At 70.7% G+C, this 25,574-nt stretch carries 26 protein-coding genes; 19 read left to right on the top strand and 7 right to left on the bottom strand.

Annotated elements, in window-relative coordinates; genetic code table 11:
- Positions 1 to 2 precede the first annotated feature (2 nt).
- The 3 genes from EJK15_RS03220 to EJK15_RS03210 are packed head-to-tail and all read left to right on the top strand — an operon-like array spanning position 3 to position 2,330.
- The gene (locus tag EJK15_RS03220; protein ID WP_138708832.1) at positions 3 to 680 is read left to right on the top strand and encodes a response regulator transcription factor; all 678 of its coding nucleotides are present in this window, start codon (positions 3 to 5) and stop codon (positions 678 to 680) included.
- Positions 681 to 729: 49 nt separating this feature from the next.
- On the top strand, positions 730 to 1,968 hold the full coding sequence (locus EJK15_RS03215; RefSeq protein WP_138708831.1) for a sensor histidine kinase: 1,239 nt from the start codon (positions 730 to 732) through the stop codon (positions 1,966 to 1,968).
- A 35-nt stretch (positions 1,969 to 2,003) separates the two neighbouring features.
- Positions 2,004 to 2,330 carry a PepSY domain-containing protein gene (locus tag EJK15_RS03210; RefSeq protein ID WP_138708830.1) on the top strand — a complete coding sequence of 109 codons (327 nt, stop codon included), beginning with the start codon at positions 2,004 to 2,006 and terminating at the stop codon, positions 2,328 to 2,330.
- A 90-nt stretch (positions 2,331 to 2,420) separates the two neighbouring features.
- Here the strand turns inward: EJK15_RS03210 and EJK15_RS03205 are convergent, their stop codons facing one another.
- Positions 2,421 to 2,759: a hypothetical protein gene (locus tag EJK15_RS03205; protein ID WP_138708829.1), complete on the bottom strand. Its 339-nt coding sequence runs from the start codon at positions 2,757 to 2,759 to the stop codon at positions 2,421 to 2,423.
- Between the two features lie 394 nt (positions 2,760 to 3,153).
- Here EJK15_RS03205 and EJK15_RS03200 point away from each other — a divergent pair, with 394 nt between their 5' ends.
- The 3 genes from EJK15_RS03200 (at position 3,154) to EJK15_RS03190 (ending at position 4,928) form a co-directional block, all read left to right on the top strand.
- Positions 3,154 to 3,726 carry a hypothetical protein gene (locus EJK15_RS03200; protein WP_138708828.1) on the top strand — a complete coding sequence of 191 codons (573 nt, stop codon included), beginning with the start codon at positions 3,154 to 3,156 and terminating at the stop codon, positions 3,724 to 3,726.
- Between the two features lie 199 nt (positions 3,727 to 3,925).
- A complete protein-coding gene (locus EJK15_RS03195; protein WP_138708827.1) occupies positions 3,926 to 4,669 on the top strand; it encodes an isocitrate lyase/PEP mutase family protein in 744 nt (247 codons plus the stop codon).
- Positions 4,620 to 4,928, top strand: coding sequence for a class III extradiol ring-cleavage dioxygenase family protein (locus EJK15_RS03190; RefSeq protein WP_138708826.1), 309 nt, complete (start codon positions 4,620 to 4,622; stop codon positions 4,926 to 4,928). Before EJK15_RS03195 ends, EJK15_RS03190 begins: the two co-directional genes overlap by 50 nt.
- Here EJK15_RS03190 and EJK15_RS03185 read toward each other — a convergent pair.
- Positions 4,904 to 5,818 (bottom strand): ribonuclease Z, encoded by a 915-nt coding sequence (locus EJK15_RS03185; protein ID WP_138708988.1) that lies wholly within the window; start codon positions 5,816 to 5,818, stop codon positions 4,904 to 4,906. The genes EJK15_RS03190 and EJK15_RS03185 overlap by 25 nt on opposite strands.
- 1 nt (position 5,819) lies before the next feature.
- Here EJK15_RS03185 and EJK15_RS03180 point away from each other — a divergent pair, with 1 nt between their 5' ends.
- Genes EJK15_RS03180 through EJK15_RS03155 form a run of 6 tightly spaced genes read left to right on the top strand, consistent with a single transcriptional unit; the run spans position 5,820 to position 11,999 of the window.
- Positions 5,820 to 6,344 (top strand): methylated-DNA--[protein]-cysteine S-methyltransferase, encoded by a 525-nt coding sequence (locus EJK15_RS03180; protein WP_138708825.1) that lies wholly within the window; start codon positions 5,820 to 5,822, stop codon positions 6,342 to 6,344.
- A 13-nt stretch (positions 6,345 to 6,357) separates the two neighbouring features.
- Positions 6,358 to 7,263, top strand: a complete 906-nt coding sequence (miaA, locus tag EJK15_RS03175; protein WP_138708824.1) for a tRNA (adenosine(37)-N6)-dimethylallyltransferase MiaA — start codon at positions 6,358 to 6,360, stop codon at positions 7,261 to 7,263.
- Positions 7,264 to 7,272: 9 nt separating this feature from the next.
- A complete protein-coding gene (gene dapF / locus EJK15_RS03170; protein ID WP_138708823.1) occupies positions 7,273 to 8,085 on the top strand; it encodes a diaminopimelate epimerase in 813 nt (270 codons plus the stop codon).
- Between the two features lie 48 nt (positions 8,086 to 8,133).
- Positions 8,134 to 8,889: an SCO6745 family protein gene (locus tag EJK15_RS03165; protein WP_240776747.1), complete on the top strand. Its 756-nt coding sequence runs from the start codon at positions 8,134 to 8,136 to the stop codon at positions 8,887 to 8,889.
- A gap of 19 nt (positions 8,890 to 8,908) precedes the next feature.
- Entirely contained in the window at positions 8,909 to 11,185 is a 2,277-nt protein-coding gene (locus EJK15_RS03160) for a tetratricopeptide repeat protein (protein WP_138708822.1), read from the top strand.
- 55 nt (positions 11,186 to 11,240) lie between these two features.
- Positions 11,241 to 11,999, top strand: coding sequence for an SDR family NAD(P)-dependent oxidoreductase (locus EJK15_RS03155; RefSeq protein WP_138708821.1), 759 nt, complete (start codon positions 11,241 to 11,243; stop codon positions 11,997 to 11,999).
- On the opposite strand, the gene EJK15_RS03150 is transcribed toward EJK15_RS03155, so the two are convergent.
- Entirely contained in the window at positions 11,996 to 12,979 is a 984-nt protein-coding gene (locus EJK15_RS03150) for a helix-turn-helix transcriptional regulator (RefSeq protein WP_138708820.1), read from the bottom strand. The genes EJK15_RS03155 and EJK15_RS03150 overlap by 4 nt on opposite strands.
- 252 nt (positions 12,980 to 13,231) lie before the next feature.
- Between EJK15_RS03150 and EJK15_RS03145 the strand changes: the two genes are divergently transcribed.
- Entirely contained in the window at positions 13,232 to 13,900 is a 669-nt protein-coding gene (locus tag EJK15_RS03145) for an HNH endonuclease family protein (protein WP_240776746.1), read from the top strand.
- Positions 13,901 to 13,973: 73 nt separating this feature from the next.
- On the opposite strand, the gene EJK15_RS03140 is transcribed toward EJK15_RS03145, so the two are convergent.
- Both EJK15_RS03140 and miaB read right to left on the bottom strand, forming a co-directional pair.
- Positions 13,974 to 14,531, bottom strand: coding sequence for a DinB family protein (locus tag EJK15_RS03140; protein ID WP_206060634.1), 558 nt, complete (start codon positions 14,529 to 14,531; stop codon positions 13,974 to 13,976).
- 187 nt (positions 14,532 to 14,718) lie between these two features.
- Positions 14,719 to 16,206, bottom strand: a complete 1,488-nt coding sequence (gene miaB, locus EJK15_RS03135; protein ID WP_138708819.1) for a tRNA (N6-isopentenyl adenosine(37)-C2)-methylthiotransferase MiaB — start codon at positions 16,204 to 16,206, stop codon at positions 14,719 to 14,721.
- 138 nt (positions 16,207 to 16,344) lie between these two features.
- Between miaB and EJK15_RS03130 the strand changes: the two genes are divergently transcribed.
- From EJK15_RS03130 to EJK15_RS03105, 5 genes are all read left to right on the top strand, one after another.
- Positions 16,345 to 17,100, top strand: coding sequence for an amino acid ABC transporter ATP-binding protein (locus EJK15_RS03130; protein WP_138708818.1), 756 nt, complete (start codon positions 16,345 to 16,347; stop codon positions 17,098 to 17,100).
- 43 nt (positions 17,101 to 17,143) lie between these two features.
- A complete protein-coding gene (locus EJK15_RS03125) occupies positions 17,144 to 17,980 on the top strand; it encodes a glutamate ABC transporter substrate-binding protein (protein WP_240776745.1) in 837 nt (278 codons plus the stop codon).
- A 58-nt stretch (positions 17,981 to 18,038) separates the two neighbouring features.
- Positions 18,039 to 18,707, top strand: coding sequence for an amino acid ABC transporter permease (locus EJK15_RS03120; protein ID WP_138708816.1), 669 nt, complete (start codon positions 18,039 to 18,041; stop codon positions 18,705 to 18,707).
- Complete coding sequence (locus EJK15_RS03115) at positions 18,704 to 19,621, top strand: amino acid ABC transporter permease (RefSeq protein ID WP_138708815.1); 918 nt, start codon at positions 18,704 to 18,706, stop codon at positions 19,619 to 19,621. The genes EJK15_RS03120 and EJK15_RS03115 overlap by 4 nt, the downstream gene beginning before the upstream one ends.
- 330 nt (positions 19,622 to 19,951) lie before the next feature.
- Positions 19,952 to 21,811, top strand: coding sequence for a S9 family peptidase (locus EJK15_RS03105; protein ID WP_138708814.1), 1,860 nt, complete (start codon positions 19,952 to 19,954; stop codon positions 21,809 to 21,811).
- Between the two features lie 15 nt (positions 21,812 to 21,826).
- Here EJK15_RS03105 and rny read toward each other — a convergent pair whose 3' ends face one another.
- Together rny and recX are read right to left on the bottom strand one after the other, a co-directional pair.
- Entirely contained in the window at positions 21,827 to 23,443 is a 1,617-nt protein-coding gene (gene rny / locus EJK15_RS03100) for a ribonuclease Y (protein WP_138708813.1), read from the bottom strand.
- 743 nt (positions 23,444 to 24,186) lie between these two features.
- Positions 24,187 to 24,912 (bottom strand): recombination regulator RecX, encoded by a 726-nt coding sequence (gene recX, locus EJK15_RS03095; protein ID WP_276615357.1) that lies wholly within the window; start codon positions 24,910 to 24,912, stop codon positions 24,187 to 24,189.
- 6 nt (positions 24,913 to 24,918) lie between these two features.
- On the opposite strand from recX, the gene EJK15_RS70075 reads away from it, so the two are divergent.
- Complete coding sequence (locus EJK15_RS70075; protein ID WP_171074078.1) at positions 24,919 to 25,374, top strand: hypothetical protein; 456 nt, start codon at positions 24,919 to 24,921, stop codon at positions 25,372 to 25,374.
- Positions 25,375 to 25,574 lie beyond the last annotated feature (200 nt).

Genomic DNA, 25,574 nt, shown 5'->3' with positions numbered 1-25,574 from the left:
ATATGGCTGACATCCTGCTCATCGAGGACGACGTGACGATTCGCACGGCCCTCGGCCGGGGGCTGCGGGAGCTGGGCCATGCCGTCTCCTCCTCCCCCACGGCGCTGGACGGGCTGCGGCTGGCCGTGCAGGACCGCCCCGACCTGATCGTGCTCGACCTGGGGCTGCCCGACCTCGACGGGGTGGAGCTGCTGCGGATGCTCCGGGCGGTCAGCCGGGTGCCGGTCATCGTGGCGACCGCGCGCGACGGCGATGCCGAGATGGTGCCGGTGCTGGACGCGGGGGCCGACGACTACGTGGTCAAGCCGTACAGCGCGGCGCAGCTGGACGCGCGGGTCAGGGCAGTGCTGCGGCGGGCGGGCGGTTCGGCTCCCGAGCCGCTGGCGGTGGGGGCACTGCGGGTGGACCCGCGGGCGCGTACCGCCACCTTGGACGGGGCGCCCCTGGATCTGACGCCGCGCGAGTTCGACGTGCTGCACTATCTCGCCGCCCGGCCCGGCGAGGTGGTGACGAAGCGGGAGCTGCTGACGGAGGTGTGGCAGCTTCCGTACGGGGGCGCGGACAAGACCGTGGACGTGCATCTGTCGTGGCTGCGCAGGAAGCTCGGCGAGACCGCCGCCGAGCCCCGCTACCTGCACACGGTGCGCGGGGTCGGCGTCAAGCTGGTGGAGCCGTCATGAGCCACGAGTCCGCGCCGGGACGGTGGCCGGCGGCCTCGGCGGGGGCGTCATGAGGCGGTGGCTGGCCCTGCTGGTCGCGGCGACGACTTCGCTCGTCCTCATCGCGTTGCTGGTGCCGATGGCGCTGCTGATCCGGGCGGTGGCCGAGAACGGCGCGATGAGCAGGGCCACCGCCGCCGCCGAGTCCGTGGCGGTCGCCGTCGGCACGCCCGACCTGGAGCTGGCGGTGCAGCAGGTGTCGCGTCCGGTGACGGTGTTCCTGCCCGACGGGCGAACGGCAGGCGCGGCCGCCCCGCGCTCCGACGCCGTACACCTGAGCGCGACCGGGCGCAGCGTGACGGCCTCCGCCGCCGGGGGCAGGGAGGTGCTGGTCTCGGCGCAGTCGCCCGAGGGCACGGCCGTGATCAGGGTGTTCGTGCCGGACGCCGAGCTGACACGGGGCGTGCCTGAGGCGTGGGCGGCGCTGCTGGTGCTCGGGCTCGCGCTGGTGGTGCTGGGGATCCTGCTGGCCGACCGGCTGGCGCTGGCCGTGACCAGGCCGGTGGACGGGCTGGCGCGGGTCTCGCACCGGCTGGCCGGAGGCGACCTGAGCGCCCGGGCGGAGCTGGGCGGACCCCCCGAGGTGCGCTCGGTGGCGCTGGCGCTCAACCATCTGGCCGGGCGGATCGACGAGCTGCTGGTGGCCGAGCGCGAGTCGGTGGCGGATCTGTCGCACCGGCTGCGTACCCCGCTGACGGGCCTCCGGCTGGACGCCGAGTCGCTGCGCGACCCGGAGGAGGCGGCGCGGGTGCAGGCCAGGGTGGACGCGCTGGAGCGGGCGGTGAGCTCGGTGATCACGGAGGCGCGGCAGCGTACGGCCGGGCGCGCGTCGTGCGACGCGACTGCCGTGGTGCGGGACCGGGTGCGGTTCTGGTCGGTGCTGGCCGAGGACCAGGGGCGGGAGGTGTCGATCTCGCTGCCGGACGGGCCGCTGCCGGTCGCGGTGGGTGCCGAGGAGCTCGCGGCGTGCGTGGACGCGCTGCTGGGCAACGTCTTCGCGCACACGCCCGAGGGGGCCGCGATGTCGGTGCGGCTCCGGCCGCGTCCCTCCGGGGCCCTGCTGGCGGTCGAGGACTCGGGGCCGGGGTTCGATCCTGCGCTGCTGGAGCGCGGGAACAGCGCGGTCGGCTCGACCGGGCTCGGCCTCGACATCGCCCGGCGTACGGCCGAATCGTCCGGTGGCCGCCTGACCGTTTCCGCGCCGTCCGGGGGCGGGACACGCGTAGAGGTGCTCTTAACGAGCGCTTAGCGCGCGGTTATCGAAGATCGCGATGTCGTGGAGTCATGCGAATCACGAAGAAGTTCATCGTTGCAGGCACCGCGGTCGTCGCGCTGGTCGCGGGCGGGGGCGCCGCCTTCGCCGCCACCTCCGCGGCCACCGCGCCGAAGATCACCGCCGAGAAGGCCATGGATATCGCGCACAAGCAGGTGCCGGGGGCCTGGATCAGCGAGCTCGACTACGACCGGCGCGGTACGCGGCCGGACACGTGGGAGATCGAGCTGACCAAGGGCGCGCAGTTGCACGAGGTGGACGTCGACGCGGCCACCGGCAAGGTCACCGACCGCGGGACGAAGCAGTCCGACGGGGACGACGACGACCGCGACGACTGATTCCGGGATTCCGTGAGTGACGCCGGCCCGCCACCGCCATCGGTGGCGGGCCGGCGTGCTCTCCAACCGGATGCATACGGCCTCATCCCGCTACTTGGTGAGGCGGTCCAGGAAGCTGTAGCAGGGCTCCCGCCGGAAATCGTGGAAGGTGGCGCAGGGGTCCGCGCCGCCGCCCGTCAAAGCCGGGGGTCGCCGTTCCGGCTCCGGCGCCGGCCGCTCCCGGGGAGGCGCCTCAGGCGGCGCCTGCGGGGTGGGCGACCCCTCCAGCCGAGGAGTCGCGGACCGCTCCTGGGCGGGCACCCCGGGCACGGCCGACCGCCGTGGCCGAGGAGCCGGCGCCGCCTGAGGACCCGGCGTGAGCGACGGGACGGCGGAGACCCCCGTTCCCGGCGGGGGCACGACCTCGATCCACGGCACCGGCAGAGGCACGGATACGGCCCCAGCGGAACCTTGGAGCGTTCCATAAGAGAGCGTCGGCGATGCGATCAATGTCAATGGAGAGGCCGCCGAAGTAGCGGACGGTGAATTCGATCTTACGGAAAGCTGCGTTACCTCATCGAATTCCGGAGTGCTTTGTGGGGCCGGTTCCGGGGAGGTGGTGAATGCCAGGAATATTCCGAGGACGGCGGTGACGAGCACCCCGGCCGCTCCTGCCAAAGACGTCAGACGGGTGCGGCTACCAGCGGAAACGGATCTAAGGGGGGACATGTCGTGATTCCTTTGTGATTGGTGTGCGAGCATTCCTCTGTTGCGGCTAGTGTGGTCCATCACCCTCGGAAGCCGGCGAGCTTTCCCCGATACGACCGCAGGGAGCCGTGCCACCATGCAAGATCCGACCGAGCCGGATCGCCAGGAGATCCTGTCCGGACCAGGCGATGTCCGCCTCGCCCAACGGGACTCCAGACCGAGCGGCAAACCCCCGAAGAACCAGAAGAAGATCATCGTCATCGCCGCTTCGGTGCTCGTCGGCCTGCTCGCAGCGGGCGGCGCCGGCTACATGCTGGCGGCGAACCCCGCCACCCCGGCCACGCAGGAAGGCGGCGACCGGCCCGCACCCTCGCAGAGCGCCGCGGATGACGAGAACTTCCAGGACGACGACGCCACGATGGGCGACGTCACCACCGACGCCCCCAAGGACGACCAGCCCGGCGACGGCACCGTGCGCGACGCCGCCCCCGACACGGACACCGGCGGCGACCCGGCCCCGGACCCGGGCTCGACGGGCGCCGACTCCTCCACTGGCACCGACTCCTCGCGCGGCACGGCCCAGACCGGCAACGGCACGAAGCCCGCGACGTCCTCCCCCACCAAGCCACCGCAGTCGGACGAAGGCGACACCCCGGCGGACGGCCCGGCGGGCGAGGTCATCGGCCAGTGCGCCAGCAGCGGCTGCTGAGCGCTTGCGGCGCACAAGCCAGGACCTGCCGCCGAGCGCTTGCGGATCATCAGCCAGGACCGGCCTCTGAGCGCTTGCGTCACACCCCCCGAGACCGGTCGCCGCGCATTTGAGCGGCGGCGTGCCGGTGAAGTGGCTTGCCGTTAATAGCCTGGATTGGACCTTCGGCAGGAGCCACTCCGCTCCCTAAGGTCACGGTATGACGACGACTGACAAGGCCGCCGCCCTGCGGGCGTTGCACGTGCCGGGAAGCCCTGTGGTCCTGCCCAACGTCTGGGACGCCGCCTCGGCCCGCGCCGTCCAGGAGGCCGGCTTCCCCGCGGTCGCCACCGGCAGCGCCGCCGTCGCCAGGGTGCTGGGGTACGACGACGGCGAGGACACGCCGGTCGCCGAGATGATGGCCGCCGTCGCCCGCATCGCCAGGGCCGTCGACGTGCCCGTGACCGCCGACGTCGAGCGCGGCTACGGGCTCAAGCCCGCCGAACTGGTCGAGCGGCTCGTCGCGACCGGAGCCGTGGGCTGCAACCTGGAGGACACCGACCCCCGTACCGGCGAGCTGGTCGATCCGGACGTCCAGGCCGGCTTCCTGGCCGAGGTCCGCGCGGCCGCCGGCCAGGATCTCGTGATCAACGCGCGGATCGACACCTACCTCCACGGCCGGACCTCCAGGCAGGAGACCGTCGAGCGCGGGCGGCGCTATCTGGAGGCGGGGGCCGACTGCGTGTACCCCATCACGCTGGGAGACGAGGGCGAGATCCAGGCGCTGGTCGCGGAGGCCGGCGGGCCGGTCAACGTCCTGTTCATCCCGGGCACGCCGGCGCTCGGGCGGCTGGCCGAGCTGGGCGTGGCCAGGATCAGCTTCGGGGGCGGCCTGCACCAGGCGGCCCACGCCCATGCCCAGAGCCTGTTCGCGAAGGTCAGGGACGGCCACAGCCCCTACTGACGGCCCCCGGGGGCCTGGACGTCACGGCGGGCCACGGCACGCCGCGCAGCCGTACGACGACCTGATCGCGGACGCCATCGCCGCCGCCGACCCCACCGCCCTCGCCCGCCTGGACCCCGCGCAGGCGGACCGCCTGTGGGCCGGCGGACGGGCCGCCCTGCAGGTGCTGGCCGGCGCGGCGGGGACGGCCTACACGGGGAGCCTGCTCATGCGGGCGGCCCCCTACGGCGTCGGCTACTTCGCCGGGCTGTGGACCTGACGCTTCGGCACGGGAACCTTCATCAGGTCGCGGGCGAGCACCACCTCGCCGTCGAAGCTGCGCCGCACCTCGGCCACGAACGCGGGCTCGTCGCCGAACCCGTACCGCTCCGAGAAGTGCGTGAGCACCAGCCTGCGCACCCCCGCGTCCGCCGCCACCAGCCCCGCCTCGAACGCCGTCAGGTGCCCGTAGTCCTTGGCCAGGGCGCTCTCCGGCGACAGGAACGTGGACTCGATCACCAGCAGGTCCACCCCCGAGGCCAGCTCGAAGACGGTGTCGCAGAGCCGGGTGTCCATGACGAACGCCGCGCTCTGCCCCGGCTTGGGGACGCTGCACTCGTCGAGGGTGACGCCGCGTACGGAGCCGGTGCGCTGCAGCTCGCCCACCTCGGGGCCGCGGATGCCGTGGGCGGCCAGCTTGTCGGGCAGCATGCGGCGGCCGGACGGCTCCTGGATGCGGTAGCCGTACGACTCGATGGGGTGGGACAGGCGGCGCGCGGTCAGCGGGCCGACGCCGGCCAGCTCGCCGGAGACGGGATGCTCGCTGATGACGGACGTGTCGGCGAACGCGGCGGCGTGGCGGAGCCGGCGCCAGTACTTCTCGCCGGAGGCGGGGAACACCGCCCGCACCGGGTGCCTGACCTTGTCGCGGGCGATGCGCTGGATGACCCCGGGCACGCCGAGGCAGTGGTCGCCGTGGAAGTGCGTGAGGCACACCCAGTGCACGTCGTGCGCGCTTAACCCGGCGTGCACCATTTGCCGCTGCGTGCCCTCGCCCGGGTCGAAAAGGAAGCCTTGACCGTCCCAGCGCAGAAGGTAGCCGTTGTGGTTACGGTGTCGGGTAGGAACCGCGCTGGAGGTGCCCAGCACCACGAGCTCACGTGAGGACATCATGGCCCCCGAAGAGGACACTGTGGCCTTCGCCGAGGTGCCGACGCCGGTAGGCACGTTCGTGCTGGCCATCACCGAGGCCGGCCTCGTCGCGTCGGGCTGGGGCTCCCGGGCGCGGCTGGCCGGCCGGCTCGGGCTGGCTGAAGTCCATGATTCGGATCGTACGGCCTTCGCGGTCGCGGAGCTGAACGCTTATTTCGCGGGCGAGCTGCGTACCTTCGAGACGCCCGTCGACTGGCGGCTCATGTCCGGCGCGCGGCTCCAGGTGCTCCAGGCCCTGCACCGGGTCCCGTACGGCACCGCCGTCACCTACGGCGAGCTGGCCGAGCTCAGCGGCTCGAAGGTGCCGGCCCGCGGCATCGGCTCGATCATGGGCTCCAACCCGATCCCGATCGTCGTGCCCTGCCACCGTGTGATCGCGGCGGGCAACGGCCTGGGCGGGTTCAGCGGCGGCGAGGGCGTGGAGACCAAGCGCCGGCTGCTGACCCACGAGGGCTACCTGCAACCGACACTCCTCGACCTCTAGCAAACTTGTCGGTGTGCGCCAGCATCCAGTCATCGCCGTCGTCGGCCCCACCGCGGCCGGGAAGTCCGATCTCGCCGTGGAGATCGCGCTCCGGCTAGGGGGCGAGTGCGTCAACGCCGACTCCATGCAGCTCTACCGGGGAATGGACATCGGCACGGCCAAGCTCTCCCCGGCCGAGATGCGCGGGGTTCCGCACCACCTGCTGGACGTCTGGGACGTCACGGTCACCGCCAGCGTGGCCGAATACCAGCGGCTGGCCAGGGCCGTCATCGACAAGGTCGAGGTGCCCGTGCTGGTCGGCGGGAGCGGCCTGTACGTGCGGGCGGCCCTCGACGACCTGGAGTTCCCCGGCACCGACCCTGTCATCAGGGCGCGGCTGGAGGCGGAGCTGGCCGAGCGCGGCCCCGCCCCGCTGTACGAGCGGCTGCGCGGGCTGGACCCGGCGGCCGCGGCGGTGATCCTGCCGAGCAACGGCCGCCGCATCGTGCGCGCCCTGGAGGTGATCGAGCACTCGGGCCGCCCGTTCTCCGCCACCATGCCGTCCTATGACGCCGTCTACCCGAGTGTGCAGATCGGCCTCGACGTGCCGAGACCGGAGCTGGACGAGCGGATCGCGCTCCGCGTCGAGCGCATGTGGCGGGCGGGCCTGGTCGACGAGGTGCGCACGCTGCTCGATCACGGGCTGGCGGAGGGCCGCACGGCAGGCCGCGCCCTCGGGTACGCCCAGGTCATCCGCTTCCTGGAGGGCGAGTGGAGCGAGGAGCAGGCGATCGCGGAGACGGTCAGGGCGACCAGGCGCTTCGCCCGCCGCCAGGAGTCGTGGTTCCGCCGCGACCCGCGCGTGTGCTGGCTGCCGTACGACGCCCCGGACCTTCTCGAACGGTCCCTCGCGCGAATCGCCGAACACCACTGCGCATAAACTCCTACAATGCGCTTTCTCAAGGGGCACGGCACCGAGAACGACTTCGTCATCCTGCCTGATCCGGACGGCGAGCTCGACGTCTCGGCCTCGCTCGTCGCCAAGGTCTGCGACAGGAGGGCCGGCATCGGCGCCGACGGCGTGCTTCACGTGGTTCGCACGAAGCAGTGCCATGAGGTGGCCGAACAGGCGTCGGCGGCCGAGTGGTTCATGGACTACCGCAACGCCAACGGCAGCATGGCCGAGATGTGCGGCAACGGTGTGCGGGTCTTCGCCCGCTACCTGATCGACGCCGGGCTGGCGGACCCGCAGGAGTTCTCGGTGGCCACCAGGGGCGGCCTGCGCAGGATCCGCGTCGAGCCCGGCGGCGACATCACCGTCGACATGGGCAAGCCCGTCATCCACGGCGAGAGCGTGACCACCGTCGGCGTCCACGAATACACCGGCCTCCACGTCGACATGGGCAACCCCCACCTGGCGTGCCCCATCGGCGACCCCGTGGTCCAGCTCGACCTCACCCACCAGCCCGGCTTCGACACCGGCGTCTTCCCCGGCGGGGTCAACATCGAGCTGTTCAACCCGGTCGGCATGGCCCGCGTGGTCATGCGCGTCTTCGAGCGCGGCTCCGGCGAGACCCGCTCCTGCGGCACCGGCGCGGTGGCCGTGGCCGTCGCCGCCGCGAACCTGTCTGGCGACACCACCGGCACCTGGACCATCGAGGTGCCCGGCGGCACGCTGACCGTCATTCTCGACGAGGACACGAGCTACCTTTCCGGTCCGGCCGTCATCGTCGCCAGCGGGGATCTGATGCTTGCAGAATGATGTTCTTCTGAGGGATTCTGGGTCTACTTCACGAACTGAGGGGTGGACATGGCAGACCCACGCACCACCGCGACACAGGTCAAAGCACCTATCGGCCAGTTCGGCGGCGGATTCACGATCTCCAGAGAGGCCAAGGCCGTCTGCGACGAGTACGGCCTCGGCGCCCGCGAGCTCTACTTCAGGGGCCGCTGCGGCGTGCTCGGCGAGTGCGGCGCCGACGTCGTCAACGCGGTCGTCGTCTTCTACCCGCCCGAGCACGTCGAGGAGAACTGGAACGGCGGCCGCAAGCTCCCCGCCGACCAGGCCGTCGAGCTCTACGCCGAGGTGTGCCGGGCCTGGGGCAGGCGCAAGCTCGGCGGCTACGACGGCTGCGCCAGGATCTCCGAGCTCCTCCAGCGCGTCGTCGAGCGGGCCCCGTCCACCGGCGCGCCGCTGTTCGCCGGATGGCGCGCCGTGCCGCTGGCCGACGACCCGCCCGCCCGGGCCACCCAGCTCATGCACGTCGTCCGTGAGCTGCGCGGCGGCCTGCACGCCAACGCCGTGATCGCGGCCGGCCTGCACCCGCTGGAGGCCACGCTCGCCGCGGCCCACGACGCGACCCCGTTCGGGCACACGACGGGCGAGATGATCGCCAAATTCTTCACCTGGCCGGAGCCCTACGCCACGCCGGCGCCCGAGGTCGTCGCACGCAGGGCAGCGGTCGAGGAGGTGACCGACGATCTCATGGCGCCGATGTTTTCGGTCTTGGACGACAGTGAATCGGACGAGCTGATCGAGCTTCTGCGTTTTGGGCACGCCCATTGACCTGGCAGACTGACTGCCCATGGACGTGGACATCTGGGCCTGGGTCGGCGAAACCCAGCAGCAGCTTTCCGAGGCGGGCAACGTTGGCCTCGCCATGGCGCTGGGAGACCTTCCCGCACAGGCCTATGAGGGCCGATACCCGCAGCTCGACGTCATGGCGCCGGCCATAGCGCAGCAGGCCGAGGCCCTGGAGCTGCCGTGGATCGAGTTCTACGCCCGCTACTGGCACCTGATGGGCCGGGTCGGCGACCGGGCGCAGGGCGCGGTCGCCATCGACGACGCTCAGCAGCTGCTGGCGTTCGCCCTGCGCGAAGAAGTGCGCGAGTGCCCGTCCGTCCCGGCCGCGGTCGAGGCGCTGGCCATCGTGTGGGCCAACGCCGACGGCCCGGGCCACGCCGGCGAGCGCCTGGAGACGCTGGGGACCCACATCGAGGGCATGAGCCCGGAGAAGCCCGCCTTCACTGGGCTCGTCACCCAATACGTCGCCGCGCTGATCGACGCCGGCAAGCCGGGCGAGGCCGTGACCTACGCCGAGTCCGCCGTCGAGCGGCTGCGGGTGGCCGGGCGTGAGGCGAGCTGGGAGCTCGGCGCGGAGAGTGCCCGCGCCCTGCTGGCCGCGGGCCGCGCCGAGGACGCACTCGACGCGCTGCAGGCGGCGGCCGGGTTCCAGCCGGACGACCCGGTGGCCAAGGAGCACCGCGACGGCGTGCGCCGCGCGCTGATCCTGGCCACGCTGGGCCGCATCACCGAGGCCGTCGACGCGCTGCCCGACCTCGACGTGGTCGGCGAGCACCCGCGCGTCTTCGTGGAGTGGTCGCGGGCGGTCAGCCTGCTGGCCGGCTCCTCGCAGATCACCAACACCTGGCAGCTCGGCCGCGTGCTGCGCCAGTGGATGGACTACTTCGGCATGATGGGCGGCTACCGCGCCCGCGTCGAGCTCGCGCTGATCGCGGGCGACCTGGCCGTCGCCAGACAGGCCGTGTGGCAGGCCAGGCTGCTGGCCGACCTGGCCGAGTCCGGCGCCGCCGAGCTGCGCGACGCCGAGGGCGTGCCCGAGCGCATCGCCGCCCTGCGGGCCGCCGCCGACGCCGCCACCGAGCCCGAGGCCCCAGGGCCGGTCGGGGAGCGGGTCGGTCTGTTCGACGCCGCCGACGGCTTCAACGCCGACCCGGAGAAGTGGGTCGGCTGGCTGGCGCCGCTGTCCGGCGAGGACCTCGAGGGCACCCGCCGCCACACCACCACGCTCGGCTTCCTCGGCTACCCCGCCACCGGCGCCGACATCTACTGGAAGCTGCTCGTCGACTCCGGGAAGATCGGCGAGGCCGACTCCGACGACATCGGCTACCTGACCACGCTGCTCATCGAGGCCCGCCAGGACGAGCGGCTGGAGCAGCTGGCCGCGATGCTGCCGCACGACGAGCAGTACGTCGCGCTCGCCCGCCTGCACAGCGCCCGGGAGCGGTGGCCGGAGGCGCTCGACGCCGCCGAGCACGCCGTCGCGGCCGGGGCCGGCATCGAGTCCCGCCGCCTGCTGTCCGGCGCCGCCCAGCAGCTCGACCAGAACGCCAGGGCCGCCCAGGTGCTGCTCGAAGTGATCGACGAGCTCACCGACGAGGACGTCTGGCGCATGATCGTCATGGCCACCTCGGCGGAGGACTGGGACATCGTGCGCAAGGGCGCGGCCAGGATCGGCATGCCGGTCAAGTCCGCGGAGGGCCCGATCGAGGAGGAGATGGGCCTCATCAGGGTCATCCTCCCCGCGCCCGACGGCGGCCAGCGCCAGGTGCTGTCGATCCGCACCGGGCCCGCCACGGCCAGGCTGGCCCTGCCGCAGCCGCGGGGCATGGACTACAACGCCGGCGACCTGGTGGTGTTCGACCCGCAGCTGCTGGAGCCGGTTCCCGAAGACCCCGAGGAGCAGCAGAACTTCGTGCCGCCGTTCGCCGCGGTGCGCATCCTGCGGCCGGGCGGCTACACCAGCTACTTCTTCGACGGCGCCGCGCCGAGCGAGGAGGACTGGGCGGAGTTCACCGAGGTCATGGCCGAGCGCGGCTGGCCGATGTGGGTCTACAGCGACGAGAACTACCAGGTCACCCACCCGTCGAGCGGCGAGCCGCTGCCGGGCGTGTTCGGCTGGGTCGCGGTGCCGCCGGACGTGGCGCCCGCCGAGGTGGACGCGCTGCTCGACGACGCCACCGAGCGGTGGGTGCACCCGCTGGCCTGGCTCGACCTGGCCCGCGACATCGACGTCGAGGTCGAGCGGCACGAGCGGATCGTCAAGGAATACGGGCTCTAGAGGGTTCTGGCCGTGCTGGAGCGTTTCGGTCTCGGCCCGGGATGCGAGGTCTGACGTGCTGGAGCGGTTCCGGCTGGACGGCAAGGTGGCGATCGTCACCGGGGCCTCGTCCGGGCTGGGCGTGGCCTTTGCCCAGGGCCTGGCCGAGGCGGGCGCCGACGTCGTGATCGGCGCCCGGCGCGCGGACCGGCTGGCAGAGACGCGGCGGCTGGTCGAGGAGACCGGCCGCCGGTGCCTGGCCGTGGGCACGGACGTGTCGCGCCCGGAGGACTGCGACGCGCTCGTCGCCGCGGCCGTCGAGGCCATGGGGCACGTCGACGTGCTGATCAACAACGCCGGGATCGCCAGCGCCGTGCCCGCGCTGCGCGAGACGCCCGAGGAGTTCCGGCAGGTCGTCGACGTCAACCTGCACGGCACATACTGGATGGCGCAGGCCTGCGCGCGGGTCATGCGGCCGGGATCGTCGATCGTGAACATCGGCAGCGTGCTCGGCGAGACCACGGCCGGGCTGCCGCAGGCCGCCTACAGCGCGTCCAAGGCGGCGGTGCTCGGGCTCACGCGCGACCTGGCCCAGCAGTGGACCGGGCGGCGCGGGATCAGGGTCAACTGCCTGGAGCCGGGGTTCTTCGCCTCAGAGATGACCGAGCAGTACCAACCCGGCTACCTGGAGCGGATGGTGGAGTCCCGGGTGGTGATGGGACGGCCGGGCGACCCTGCGGAGCTGGTGGCCGCGGCGGTCTTCCTGGCGAGCGACGCGGCCTCGTACATCACCGGAGTGACACTGCCGGTGGACGGCGGGATCCTGATCACTTAGAGAAGGTCGTGCTGGGCGGCGAGGAAGCCGGCGTGGAAACGGGTCCTGGCGCCCAGGCGCTCGCTCAGCACCTGGACGCGGCGCTGCACCGTACGCGGGCTCAGACCCAGTTGCCTGGCGATGGCGTCGTCCTTCATGCCGGCCGCCAGCAGCGCCAGCACCTCCGCGTCCGGCGGCTGCGGCCATGCCTCCGGCTCCAGGCCCTCCGTGGCCAGACGCAGCGGGACGGCGGCCCGCCACAGCGTCTCGAACAGGCCCACCAGGGCGTCGAGCAGCGCCGACGGGTGCACCACGAGGGCGCTCTCCACGGCCCGGTCCTCGTCGGAGACCAGCGGCAGGATGGCGGTCCGGGCGTCGGCGATGGCCAGCTTGACCGGCACCTGGCCGAGCCTGGCCTGCTCGCCGTCGGCGACGGCGCGGCGGGTGTGGGCCAGCATGCCGGGGTGCTCGAACGCGAGCGGGCTGTAGATGCCGCGGGTGACGGGCGCTCCCCGGCGGGCCGCCCGCTGCCGGTTCTCGCTGTCGTCGCTGATGTCCACCGCGTACGGCGGATGCACCAGCACCAGCATCTCGCTGGTGGCGTTGCGTTCGAGCTGGAGGTAGCGGCGGGCCACGGCGTCGCGCCCGGTCACCACCTCCAGCACCTCCTCCGGCTGCGGCCCGCTGCGCTCGGCGACCTCGGTGGCCAGCAGCGCGGCGGCGGCCCGGCTGTGCGCGATCTCCTCCTGGCGGCGCGCGACGAGGATGTCGATGGCGACGTTCGGCGGGGTCGCGACCAGCCGCAGCGGCCGGCCCGCCACGCGGGAGATCAGCCCGAGGTCCTCCAGCCGGGGCAGCATGCGGCGGATGGCGGCCGCGGACGAGCCGGTCTCGGCGGCCAGCTCGTTCAGCGTCGCTGGCCCGTGCCTGAGCAGGGCCCGGTACGCCGTCTCCTCGGCCACGGTGACCCCGAGCCCTTCCAACAAGCGCCGCTGCGCCATGCCACCTCTCTCTGACCCGCCATGATCCACAATCAGAGTATGGTGATCCGCGTCCAGCGGTCCACCACAGATAGCAGGGACTACACCTACGCCGTCCCGGCCAGGTCCTGTTCCGCGGTGCGCGGGCCCCTTGCTCGTCTTTCGCCTGATGCCTGGCAGAGTGGCTGATCGACGCCATTGAGGCGTTATAAGACGATTTACGGGCACTTGCTATACCTAGACTTTACGAAAACTGAAGTCTAGGGAGCACACGTGCGCGTTCGGGCGTTCATGGCCGGTCTGGCCACCATGGCGGTACTGACCGGCTGCGGCGGTCTGGAGGCGCAAGACACAACCCCCGAGACCTCCAAGCCAGACTCGGCCTCGGTCTCGGACGCCCGCAAGAAGCTGGCCAAGCTGGCCGTCAAAGGCCGCGCCCCCAAGACCGGCTTCGACCGCGACGAGTTCGGCTCCGCCTGGGCCGACGTGGACCGCAACGGCTGCGACACCCGCAATGACGTCCTCAAGCGCGATCTGAAGGACGAGACCTTCAAGTCGGGCACCCACGACTGCATCGTCCTGACGGGCACGCTCAAGGACCCCTACAGCGGCAAGACGATCGAGTTCAAACGCGGCCAGGAGACCAGCATGGCCGTCCAGATCGACCACCTGATCCCGCTGTCGGACGCCTGGCAGAAGGGAGCCCAGCAGTGGACGGCGACCAAGCGCAAGGAGTTCGCGAACGACCCACTGAATCTGCTGGCGGTGGACGGGCCGCTGAACGGCCAGAAGAGCGACGCCGACGCGGCCACCTGGCTGCCGCCGCGCAAGGCGTACCGGTGCACGTACATCGCCCGCCAGATCGACGTGAAGGCGAAGTACGAGGTCTGGGTGACCGCAGCCGAGAAGGACGCCATGGAGACCGTGCTCTCGGACTGCTGATCCGCATTCCGCGAGATCCGTGGAGCCCGGGCTCCCGCGAGTCCTTACGTCATGACCTACGCGGAAGGGCTCATTACTGGCCTATGCGTCCGTCGATCCGCTCGCGCAACAGGTCGACGTGACCCATGTGGCGGCCATACTCCCAGATCATCCCGACCAGCACCTCGCGCAGCGACATCGACCCTCCACCGCTGCCATGCAGATTCAAGGGATCGTGGCCGGTGATGTCGAGACTGGGCGCCTCGGCCACAAACCGCTCGGCGAAGTCCACCTCCGCACGCCATGCGTCCCATGCCTCCGCAACCACCTGAGGGTCGGGAACAGCACCATCGAAATCACCGTCACGGTCGGTCCCGGAGGTGAACAGCCGGGGCACGTCCTGTCCCGCCATCATCACCCGGAACGTCGCACGCTCCCCCTCGGCCAGGTGTCGCACCAGCCCCAGGAGCGACATCGTCGACGGCTCAACGGAACGCCGCGCCATAGCCTCCGCATCAAGACCCGAGCATTTCATCTCCAATGTGAGGCGTGCACAGCGCACGGCTTCGACCAGCGTGGTGCGCTCGTCGCCCAACGCTGGTCCGTTCTCACGCGGGTCGTCGTCCGACGGCTTGCCGTCCGCGGTGAACATGTCGGCTCGTCGTGTCGTAGTCACGGCCGCAATCATCGGCGACGCGCATGGCGTCGGCAACTGATTAACGATGCCCGCACTCACGGTCAACGGGTTCGGGCACGCTCTGCTCCTGATCACCCAGAGTGACCAATACCTTGCGCGGAAAGGCTCACTGGCAGGACCCCGGCTGTGGAAAGAGGACGCCTCAGGAGGCGGAGCAGGCGCTCGTCGGGGCGACGGGAGCCGGGCGGCCGATGGTGGGCATGCCCAGCAGGACGCCGGAGCCCGCGGACGGCGCGGCCTGGCGGGCTTCCCAGGCGTCGCCCGCCCGGGTCCGCCTGACCCGTACGGGCCCGTCCGCCACCAGGTGGTGCGGCGCCGCGTACGTGACCTCGACCGTCACCATGTCACCTGGCCGAGGAACGTCGGAACCCACCGCGAAGTGCACGAGCCGATTGTCGGCCGCCCGCCCCGACAGCCGGTGGGTGGCGTCGTCCTTGCGCCCCTCCCCCTCGGCCACCAGCACGTCGAGCGTCCGCCCCACCTGCTTCTTGTTCTCATCCCAGGAGATCTCCTCCTGCAGGGCGACCAGCCGCTCGTAGCGCTCCTGCACGACCTCCTTGGGCACCTGGTCCGGCATGGTGGCCGCAGGCGTGCCGGCCCGGATGGAGTACTGGAAGGTGAAGGCGTTGGCGAAGCGGCTCTGCCGGACCACGTCGAGCGTGCCCTGGAAGTCCTCCTCGGTCTCCCCCGGGAAGCCGACGATGATGTCGGTCGAGATGGCGGCGTCCGGCATGGCGGCGCGGACGCGCTCGATGATGCCGAGATAACGGTCGGCCCGGTACGAACGCCGCATCGCCTTCAAGAGACGAGAAGAGCCCGACTGCAGCGGCATGTGCAGCTGGTGCATGACGTTGGGCGTCTCGGCCATGGCGGCGATCACGTCGTCGGTGAACGCGGCCGGGTGCGGCGAGGTGAAGCGCACCCGCTCCAGTCCGTCGATGTCGCCGCAGGCGCGCAGGAGCTTGCCGAAGGCCAGCCGGTCGCCGAACTCCACACCGTACGTGTTGACGTTCTGGCCCAGCAGCGTGACCTCCAGGACGCCCTGGCCGACCAGCGTCCGGACCTCGGAGAGGACGTCGCCCGGCCGGCGGTCCTTCTCCTTGCCGCGCAGCGACGGCACGATGCAGAACGTGCACGTGTTGTTGCAGCCGACCGAGATGGCCACCCACGCGGCGTAGGCGGATTCGCGCTTGGTCGGCAGCGTCGAAGGAAAGACCTCCAGCGACTCCTTCAGCTCGACCTGCGCCTCGCCCTCGATGCGGGCCCGCTCCAGCAGCACCGGCAGCGAGCCGATGTTGTGGGTGCCGAACACCACGTCGACCCACGGCGCCTTGCGGACGATCTCGCCCTGGTCCTTCTGCGCCAGGCAGCCGCCCACCGCGATCTGCATGCGTGGGTTGCGGGTCTTGGCCGGTCTGAGGTGGCCGAGGTTGCCGTAGAGGCGGTTGTCGGCGTTCTCCCGCACGGCACACGTGTTGAACACCACCACGTCGGCGGTCTCGCCGTCGGGGGCGGGCACGTAGCCGGCGTCCTCCAGCAGGCCTGACAGCCGCTCGGAGTCGTGGACGTTCATCTGGCACCCGTATGTGCGCACTTGGTACGTGCGGGCGCCCTCCTGGGTCACAGTCATCGCACGTTCAAGGGTAGTCGCTGTCCGGCTTGCGGCAGCCCGTACGGTTCTAAAAGACCAGCTTAGTGGCCGGATGTGATCGGATCGGTACCGCTCGGTTAGTGACCAGCGTCTTAATGCCCTCTACCGTTTCGTTCCATGACGGAGAACGGCGACGCCACTCCACTGGTTCAGTTGGAGAACGTCAACAAGCACTTCGGGGCACTGCACGTCCTGAAGAACATCAACTTGACCGTCTCTCGTGGCGAGGTCCTGGTCGTCATCGGCCCATCGGGCGGCGGGAAGTCCACCCTGTGCCGCGCGATCAACCGGTTGGAGACGATCGACGACGGGAAGATCATATTTGACGGCCAGGTGCTGCCCGCGGAGGGCAAGGCGCTGGCCCGGCTCCGTTCCGAAGTCGGCATGGTTTTCCAGTCGTTCAACTTGTTCGCCCACAAGACAATCCGGGAGAATGTAACTCTCGGCCCGATCAAAGTGCGCGGCACCGCCAGGGACGCCGCGAACAAGAGGGCGATGGAGTTGCTCGAGCGGGTGGGCATCGCGGCGCAGGCGGACAAATACCCGGCACAGCTCTCCGGCGGCCAGCAGCAGCGGGTCGCGATCGCCAGGGCACTGGCCATGGACCCGAAGATGATCCTGTTCGACGAGCCGACATCTGCACTGGATCCCGAGATGGTGCAGGAGGTGCTCGATGTCATGATCGGGCTGGCGCGTGACGGGATGACCATGGTGGTCGTCACGCACGAGATGGGCTTCGCCCGCAGGGCGGCCAACCGGGTGGTGTTCATGGCAGACGGACAGATCGTGGAGGAGAACACTCCCGATGAGTTCTTCACCAACGCGCAGACCGACCGGGCGCGCGACTTCCTTTCGAAGATCCTCACGCACTGAACTATTAGGGCAGGTACACATGCACATGCGTCGAGCGGGAGCGGTGCTCTCGGTAGCGGCACTGGCCGCGAGCCTGGCCGCTTGTGGCGGCGGGGACCAGACCTACGCCACCGTGATGGAGAAGGTCCAGGGCGCCAGCAAGATCGTCGTTGGCACCAAGTGGGACCAGCCGAGCCTGGGGCTGAAGGCAGGCAACGAGCCCGAAGGTTTCGACGTCGACGTCGCCAAGGCGGTCGTGAAGGAAATGGCCGGCGGCAAGGACGTGGAGATCGAGTGGAAGGAGTCGGCCTCGTCCAACCGGGAGCCGTTCCTCCAGAACGGCACGGTCGACATCATCTTCGCCACCTACTCCATCACCGAGGAGCGCAAGGGCAAGGTCACCTTCGGCGGCCCCTACGTCATCGCCCACCAGGACGTGATGGTCCGCAAGGACGACACCTCGATCAACAGCCCACAGGACCTCAAGGGCAAGAAGATCTGCAAGGCCGCGGGCTCCAACTCGTACAAGCGGATCACCGACCCGCCGCCGGACGGCGAGCTCGACATCGACGCGACGACCGTCGACGCGGCCAACTACTCCGAGTGCGTGCAGAAGCTGGGCGGCAGCAACCTGGACGCGGTGACCACCGACGACCTGATCCTGGCGGGCTTCGCCAAGCAGGCCGGCGGCAACTTCAAGGTGCTGGGCCAGGGCTTCACGGACGAGAAGTACGGCATCGGCCTGAAGAAGGGCGACACCAAGACCTGTGAGGCCGTCAACACCGCGGTGAAGAAGCTGTGGGACAACGGCACCATGAAGCAGCTGCTGGACAAGTGGTTCGGCGGCATTCAGGGCCTGAAGCTGTCCGAGGCGGCCCCGCCGGCCGAGGGTTGTAGCTGATCACACCAGAGGCGGCGGCCGGTAACCCGGCCGCCGCCGCCCTATGTGGTGGAGCACGATGGACGAACTAATCAAGTACGCCCCTGAACTCGGGCTTGGTTTCCTGGAGAACGTCAAGCTCGCGCTCGTGGGCGTCGTGGTCTCCCTGATCCTCGGCACGGTCCTGGTGGCGATGAGGGTCTCTCCGACGCCGGTGCTGCGCGCGGCCGGCACCGTCTACGTCAACGTGGTGCGCAACACCCCGCTCACCCTGGTGCTGGCGTTCTCGGCACTGGGCCTGAGCGACAAGCTCGGCCTGGTCTTCTCCGACGCGCCCCAGACCAACTCCTTCTGGCTCGTCGCGATGGGGCTGTCGGTCTACACCTCGGCCTTCGTGTGCGAGGCGCTGCGCGCCGGCGTCAACACGGTGCCGCTCGGGCAGGCGGAGGCGGCCAGGGCGATCGGGCTGACGTTCACACAGTCGCTGACTCTGATCATCTTGCCGCAGGCTTTCCGCGCGGTCATCGCGCCGCTGGGCAGCGTGATCATCGCCATGATCAAGAACACCACCGTCGCCACTGCCGGCGGGTTTCTCGCCGACGCGGCGGCCACGATGAAGGAAGTGTTCGACACGACGGGCGCATCAATCCCGATCTTCCTCGGCATCGTCGTCGCGTTCATGGCGCTGACCATGCCCGTCGGCTTCTTCACCGGCTGGTTGTCGCGACGCCTGGCGGTGGTCCGATGAGCACGTCCGTCCTGTTCGACGCCCCGGGCCCGCGCGCGCGAGTGCGCAACGGCGCGCTCACGGCGATCAGCATCGTCGCGGTGGCGGCCGTCCTGTACGGCATCTACGCCGGTTTCGACGCCAAGGGTCAGTGGGACGCCAAGATCTGGCAGCCGTTCCTGCAGTGGAAAACGTGGCAGATCAACATCATCCCCGGCCTGATCGGCACACTGCAGGCCGCCGCGGTGGCCGCGGTGCTCGCGCTGGCCTTCGGCGCGATCTTCGGCCTGGCCAGGCTCTCCGACCACAGATGGATCCGGATCCCGGCCGGCCTGGTGGTGGAGGTCTTCCGGGCCATCCCGCTGCTGCTGCTGATCTTCTTCATTTTCTACTTGGCGCCCACCTTGATGGGCGGCGGCGACTACGCCTTCATGGCCGTGGTCCTGGGCCTGACCCTGTACAACGGCTCGGTGCTGGCCGAAGTCGTCAGGGCCGGTGTGCACGCCGTGCCGAAGGGCCAGTCCGAGGCCTCGTACGCGGTCGGCATGCGCAAGAACCAGGTGATGCGGTTGGTGCTGCTGCCGCAGGCCGTCACGGCGATGATGCCGGCGATCGTCAGCCAGCTCGTGGTGCTGCTGAAGGACACCGCGCTCGGCTACATCATCGCCTACGAAGACCTGCTCAACACCGGCTTCAAGATCCTGCCGGCTGTCTTCTTCGGCTCGCTGATCCCGGCGGCGATCGTCATCGGCGTCATGTACGTGGCACTCAACATGGCGCTGAGCTACCTGGCCAACAGGCTGGAGCGGCGCAGCAGGCGCAGCCGCAAGAGCTCCGCCAGGCCCATCGTGCCGCCCGGCGCGGGCACCCTCGCCTTGTCGGCCGGCCTGGGCGGCGCCGCGACGGGCGTGGCGCTCGATTCCGGCACGGATTGACCGGGCGGCGGGCGACCGGCCCGCCGCCCGTCCATCCATAGATCGCCAAGAAAGTCCCACATCTCCGTTGGAGCCGCCGAGGGACCGGTTTCCGACCCGGTCCTCGACGAGAAGTGGGCTGTCGGGCTGAAGAAGGGCGACACCGCGACCTGCGAGGCCGTGAACAGGGCGATCTCCGAGATGTGGCGGGACGGCACGGCCACCCGGCTGCTGCGGAAGTGGTTCGGCAAGACGGTCTGCGGCTGCCCTCGTCCCTGCCGCGTGCCGGGAGCTGCCCCTGATCTTTGGGGACCGCCCGCACGCTCGGCGATCTTCCGGCAGGATGCGGGTATGCCTTTCTGGCCCTCCCCCATTTCGACCAGAGACGTGGCCGGCTCGGGCGTGCGTCCCGCCTGGCCGACGGCCCAGGGCGGCCGGGTGTGGTGGACCGAGGACCGCCCGGATGAGGGCGGGCGCACCACGATCATGTGCCGCGCCGCCGACGGCACCCGCCGCGAGCTGCTACCTGCCCCGTGGTGCGCGCGCACCCGGGTCCACGAGTACGGCGGGCGGCCGTACGCCGTGACCCCCGCGGGCGAGCTGGTCTTCGCCAACCTCAAGGACCAGCGTCTGTACGTCCTCGGGGATAACGGCGAGCCGAAACCGCTCACTCCGGAGGGCTGCCGCTACGCCGATCTGCTGATCCACGACGGCCAGGTGTGGTGCGTGCGCGAGCGGCACGACGAGGACGGCAAGGTCACCCGGGCCGTCGTGTCGATCCCGCTGGACGGCGGCGAGGTGCGCGAATGGGCCACCGGCTGCGACTTCTACGCCTCCCCCGCCGTCTCGCCCGACGGGCGGCACCTGGCGTACGTGTGCTGGAACCACCCGCGTATGCCCTGGGACGGCACCGAGCTGCGCGTCACCCGCCTGTCGGGCGGCGGCGGGTCGTGGACGGTGCAGGGCGGGCCCGCGGAGTCCGTGCTGGCGCCGTCGTGGCACGACGACTCCCGGCTCTACCTGATCTCCGACCGCTCCGGCTGGTGGAACCTCTACGAGGTGGGCCTCGACGGCGAGGGCGCGCGGGCGGTGCGTCCGGCCGAGGAGGAGTTCATCCTGCCGCCGTGGCAGCTGGGCGGGCTGCCGTACGCGGTGCTCGGGGACGGGCGGCTGGCGGTCCTGCACGGGAGCGGCGACCTGCGGCTGGGCTTGCTCGACCCGGCGTCGGGCGTGCTGGCCGACCTCGACGTGCCCTACAAGGGCTGGGACGGGGCGCTGGCCGCCGACGGGACGTCCGTGGTCGGGATCGGGTACGCCGCCACGGTCCCTCGGTCGGTCGTCAGCGTGGACACGGCGTCGGGCGCGGCCCGATCGCTCCGGCAGGACGTGGATCGGCTGCCCGATCCGGCCTACCTGCCCGTTCCGCGGGCGGTGCGGGTCCCAGGAAGCCGGGAGGTCCACGCCTACCTCTACCCGCCGTACGTCCCTGCGACCGAGGACGGCGCCCCGCCGTACGCTCCCGCGGCCGAGGGCGGCGCCCCGCCGTATGTGATCTTCGTGCACGGCGGGCCTACCGCGCACGCCGGCACCGCGCTCGACCTGCAGAAGGCGTTCCTGACCTCGCGCGGCATCGGCGTGCTCGACGTCAACTACGGCGGCTCCACCGGCTACGGCAGGGCGTACCGCGAGCGGCTGAGGGGGCAGTGGGGGCTGGTGGACGTGGCCGACACGGTCGCCGCCGCCGAATGGCTGGCCGCCGAAGGGCTGGCCGATCCCGCCAGGATCGCGGTGCGCGGCGGCAGCGCGGGCGGGTGGACCGTGATGGCGGCCTGCTGCCGGTCCGGTGTGTTCGCGGGCGGCGTGTCGTACTACGGCGTCAGCGCGCTCGCACCGCTCGCCGCGCACACCCACGACTTCGAGTCGCGCTACGTGGAGTGGCTGGTGGGGCCGGAGGATCCGCAGGTGTACGCCACGCGCGAACCACTCGCCCTGGCCGACGGCATCTCCTGCCCCATGCTGCTCCTGCAGGGCCTGGACGATCCCGTGGTGCCGCCCGAGCAGTCCGCGGCGTTCGCCGACGCGCTGTCCGAACGCGGGATCCCGTGCACCTACCTGGCGTTCGAGGGCGAGTCGCACGGCTTCCGCCGCACCGAGACCCGGGCCGCCGCCCTGGCCGCGGAGCTGGCCTTCTACCAGCAGCTCTTCAGCTAGCTCTGCTCGCTCTGGCTAGCGGGCGAACTCGGTGGCCCTCGACTCCCTGACCACGGTGATCCGGATCTGGCCGGGGTAGGTCAGCTCCTCCTCCACCTGCTTGGCCACGTCCCGGGCGATCACCTGGGCCTGGATGTCGTCGATCGCGTCCGGCTTGACCATGACCCGGATCTCCCGCCCGGCCTGCATGGCGAACACCTTCTCCACACCCTCGTACGACTGCGCGATCTCCTCCAGCCGCTCCAGCCGCTTGACGTACGCCTCCAGGGACTCCCGGCGGGCGCCCGGCCGGCTCCCGCTGATCGCGTCGGCGGCCTGCGTGAGAACCGCCTCGACGGTACGGACCTCGACCTCGTTGTGGTGCGCCTCGATGGCGTGCACCACGTCCTCCTCCTCGCCGTACCTGCGGGCGATCTCCGCCCCGATCAGCGCGTGGCTGCCTTCGACCTCGTGCGTGAGGGCCTTGCCGATGTCGTGGAGCAGGGCGCAGCGCTTCATCAGCGACTGGTTCAGCTTCAGCTCGGCGGCCATGATCCCGGCGATGTGCGCGGACTCGATGAGATGCTTGAGCACGTTCTGCCCGTAGGAGGTGCGGTAGCGCAGCTGCCCGAGCAGCAGCGTCAGCTCCGGATGCATGTCGGTGATCCCCAGCTCGACCAGGGCGTCCTCACCGGCCCGCGCGCACAGGTCCTGCACCTCCTGGCGGCTGCGATCGTGCGCCTCCTCGATGCGCTGCGGATGGATGCGCCCGTCCAGCACCAGCTTCTCCAGCGTGAGCCGCGCCGTCTCCCTCCGCACCGGATCAAAGCACGACAGCAACACCGCCTCGGGCGTGTCATCGATGATCAGATTCACCCCGGTCGTGGACTCGAAGGCCCGGATGTTGCGCCCCTCACGCCCGATGATCCGGCCCTTCATCTCATCGCCGGGCAGATGCAGCACGCTGACGACCGACTCCGCCGTCTGCTCCGCCGCCACCCGCTGCACGGCCAGCGTCACGATCTTGGTGGCTCGCTTCTCGCCTTCCTTGCGGGCGTCGCCCTCGATCTGCCGTATGATCAGCGCGGCCTCGCGCTTGGCCTGGTTCTCGATCTCCTTGACCAGCTCGGCCTTGGCCTGGTTGCTGGTCAGCCCGGCCACCCGTTCCAGGATGGCCCGCCGCTCCGCCTCGACCTGGAGCAGCTCCTCGCGCCGGTCGGCCAGCTCGATCTCGGTCTCGGCCAGCTTCCTGTCCCGCTCCGACTGCCGCCTGGCCTCCTCGTCCAGCCGCTGCTCCCGCTCGGCCAGCCGGGCCTCCCGGCGCTCCAGGTCGGCCCGCAGCTCCTTGAGCTCGGACTTGAGGATCCGGCTCTCCTCCTCGACCTCCCGCCGCATCCGCGCGGTGCTCTCGGCGGCCGACTCGGACCTGCGCAGGATCTCCTCGGCGTCGGCCTCCGCCTTGTTGCGAATCTCCCGCGCCTCTTCACGTGCCTGCTCGAGCTCCTCCTGTACGGCCTGCACCTGCTCGGGGCTCGGCTTGGCGGTCCCTGGCAGGCTGCCCGAGGTCCGGCGTATGACGACGAGAAGCGCGACGATCATCCCGAACGCGAGCACGAGCACAGCCACCATCAGCACCACGACCAGCGGCCCCATGTGCGCCCCGCCCTCCTCGCGTCGTCAACACCTCATAACGCGGACCCAAAACGGGAGGGGTCACAAGCGCGCCGCGAAAAGCCCGTTCGGCGCCGGAATCGAGGTCAAGCCAAGACTGACCGGGCGTCGACTGGGATAGCCGACACCTCGCCCGCCTCGATCAACCAAGCTCGTTCGTCCGTCGTTCACCGGTATGGCAATCCGCGCTGCGCGGAGTAACTCCTCACTGCCGTCGAGGTTATGCGTCGAACTGGTCACGAGCAAGCAAACGCGTCATCAAGCGTGTCTTACAGGCCTGCATCTCCACATTCGGCCCTATATCCCCCGATGATGCCGGAATTGCCCCGCTCGATGGCCCCGTCCGAGAGGGGGAGACCTGTCCGAGCAGGGATTTCGGCCAGCCGAGACGCCCGCCATGCCGATGATCGGGCACAGGGACGACGCAAGGCAAACCCGGGAGTCCCGGCTTCGCACCTCCCGCCGGGGAAAGGTGAACACAACGCAAAGTCACGATCTTCGAACGGGATCGCACGAGCCCGAGACGCAAGGCTGAGTCGGAGATCCAGCACCCGGCCCCCGGCTCCCGGCTCCCGGGGTGCGGCCGAAGCAAGCGCCGCGCGCAAGCGGGGCACACACCCAAGTGGGCAAAGATAACCGCCACAGATGGCATGTGGAAGGCGGACCACAGGACACCGCGCGCGAGTGGGACAGACGCACACACAGTCAAACGCGGCAGCGCGGCGTTACGAGAAGTCGTCCTCCAGGTCGATGCCCTCCTCTTCCAGCGCCTCCCGGATGACGCGGTAAGCCAGGCCGGAGGAGTAGCCCTTGCGGGCGAGCATGCCCGCGAGCCGGCGGGTGCGAGTTTGCGGGTCCAGGGATCGGGTGGCGGTGAGCTTGCGATCCACCAGCCGACGGGCCGTCTCCGCCTCCTGGTCGGGGTCCAGGCGCTCCACGGCCTCCTTGACCGTGTCGTTGTCCACGCCCCGATGGCGCAGCTCCGCCGCCAGGGCGCGTTTGGCGAGGCCGCGGCCATGGTGCCGGGAGTCGACCCAGGCCTCCGCGAACGCCTCGTCGTTGATCAGGCCCAGCTCGGAGAACCGGCCGAGGACCGCTTCGGCGGCTTCCTCCGGCACGTCCCGTTTGCGGAGGGCCTCGGCGAGCTGGGCTCGCGTCTTGGGCGCCATGGTGAGGAGACGCAGGCAGATGGCCCGGGCCACCGACTCCGGATCGGCGGTGGGGCCCGCACCGGCGGGGCTGTCAGCGTCGGGTCCCTCAGGCACCCAGCCGCGGCCCCGTTGCCCCTTCCCTGTCTGTCCCTTGAATCGTCCCCCGGCCAGTCCAGAGGATTGACCACCAGAGCGACCATCGGATCGATAGGCGGAGCGACTGGACTTGCGTCCTTTGCCCGTTCGTTTCTTGCCGCCGTCCATCTCATCGTCCGCGAACCAACTGCTGCCGGCCAGCACCTCGGAGTGCCACCCGCCGCCCCCGTAGCCGCCGCCGGCCGGGGCCTCGTCGTCGGAGGTCCGTGCGGCAGCGTTCTGTACGGCAGCATCGACCCGATCGTCTGGGGCGGCGGTGTGCTGGTCTCCTGCGGCCGGTCTCTCCGCGTCGGCCTGCTGACGGCCTGCGGCCGGTCTCTCCGCGTCGGCCTGCTGACGGCCTGCGGCTGCTCTCCCCGCGTCGGCCTGCTCGTCGCCTGTGGATGGTTCTCCCGCGTCCCCAGCGTCCGAGGGTCGCTCGTTCTCTTGGGGCGGCGTGGCTCGGCCCGAGAGCGGGGAGCCGGTCGTGGCGGGTGGGGTTTCGCCCGTGCCCGGGGGCGGCTCGGCGTGGGGCGGCTCCGCGCGGAGGCGGTCGCGTTGTTCGCGCCACGCGTCCACCGACGGCCAGCCGTCCGCCGCCGAACGAGCCAGGTCACGCCCGCGTGACCCGGTGCTGTCCGACGGGCTACCCACGGGCCGGCCCTCCGGCGAGGACGGCGGTGCGGGACCCGTGCCTCCCGCAGGGGTGGTCGGGCCAGACGCCCCGAACGTGGGGCGTCTGTGGCCGGTTCGTGTCACTCATGAGGTGGACGATCAGACGTCACCAGGCTTGGGGGTGGACTTCGAGCCGCGGCCCGAGGGAGCGG

It is taken from the genome of Nonomuraea basaltis (assembly GCF_005893125.1).
GTDB lineage: Bacteria > Actinomycetota > Actinomycetes > Streptosporangiales > Streptosporangiaceae > Nonomuraea > Nonomuraea basaltis.
Note: the sequence above shows the minus strand (reverse complement) of the source record. Positions and strands in the feature narration are given on the sequence as shown.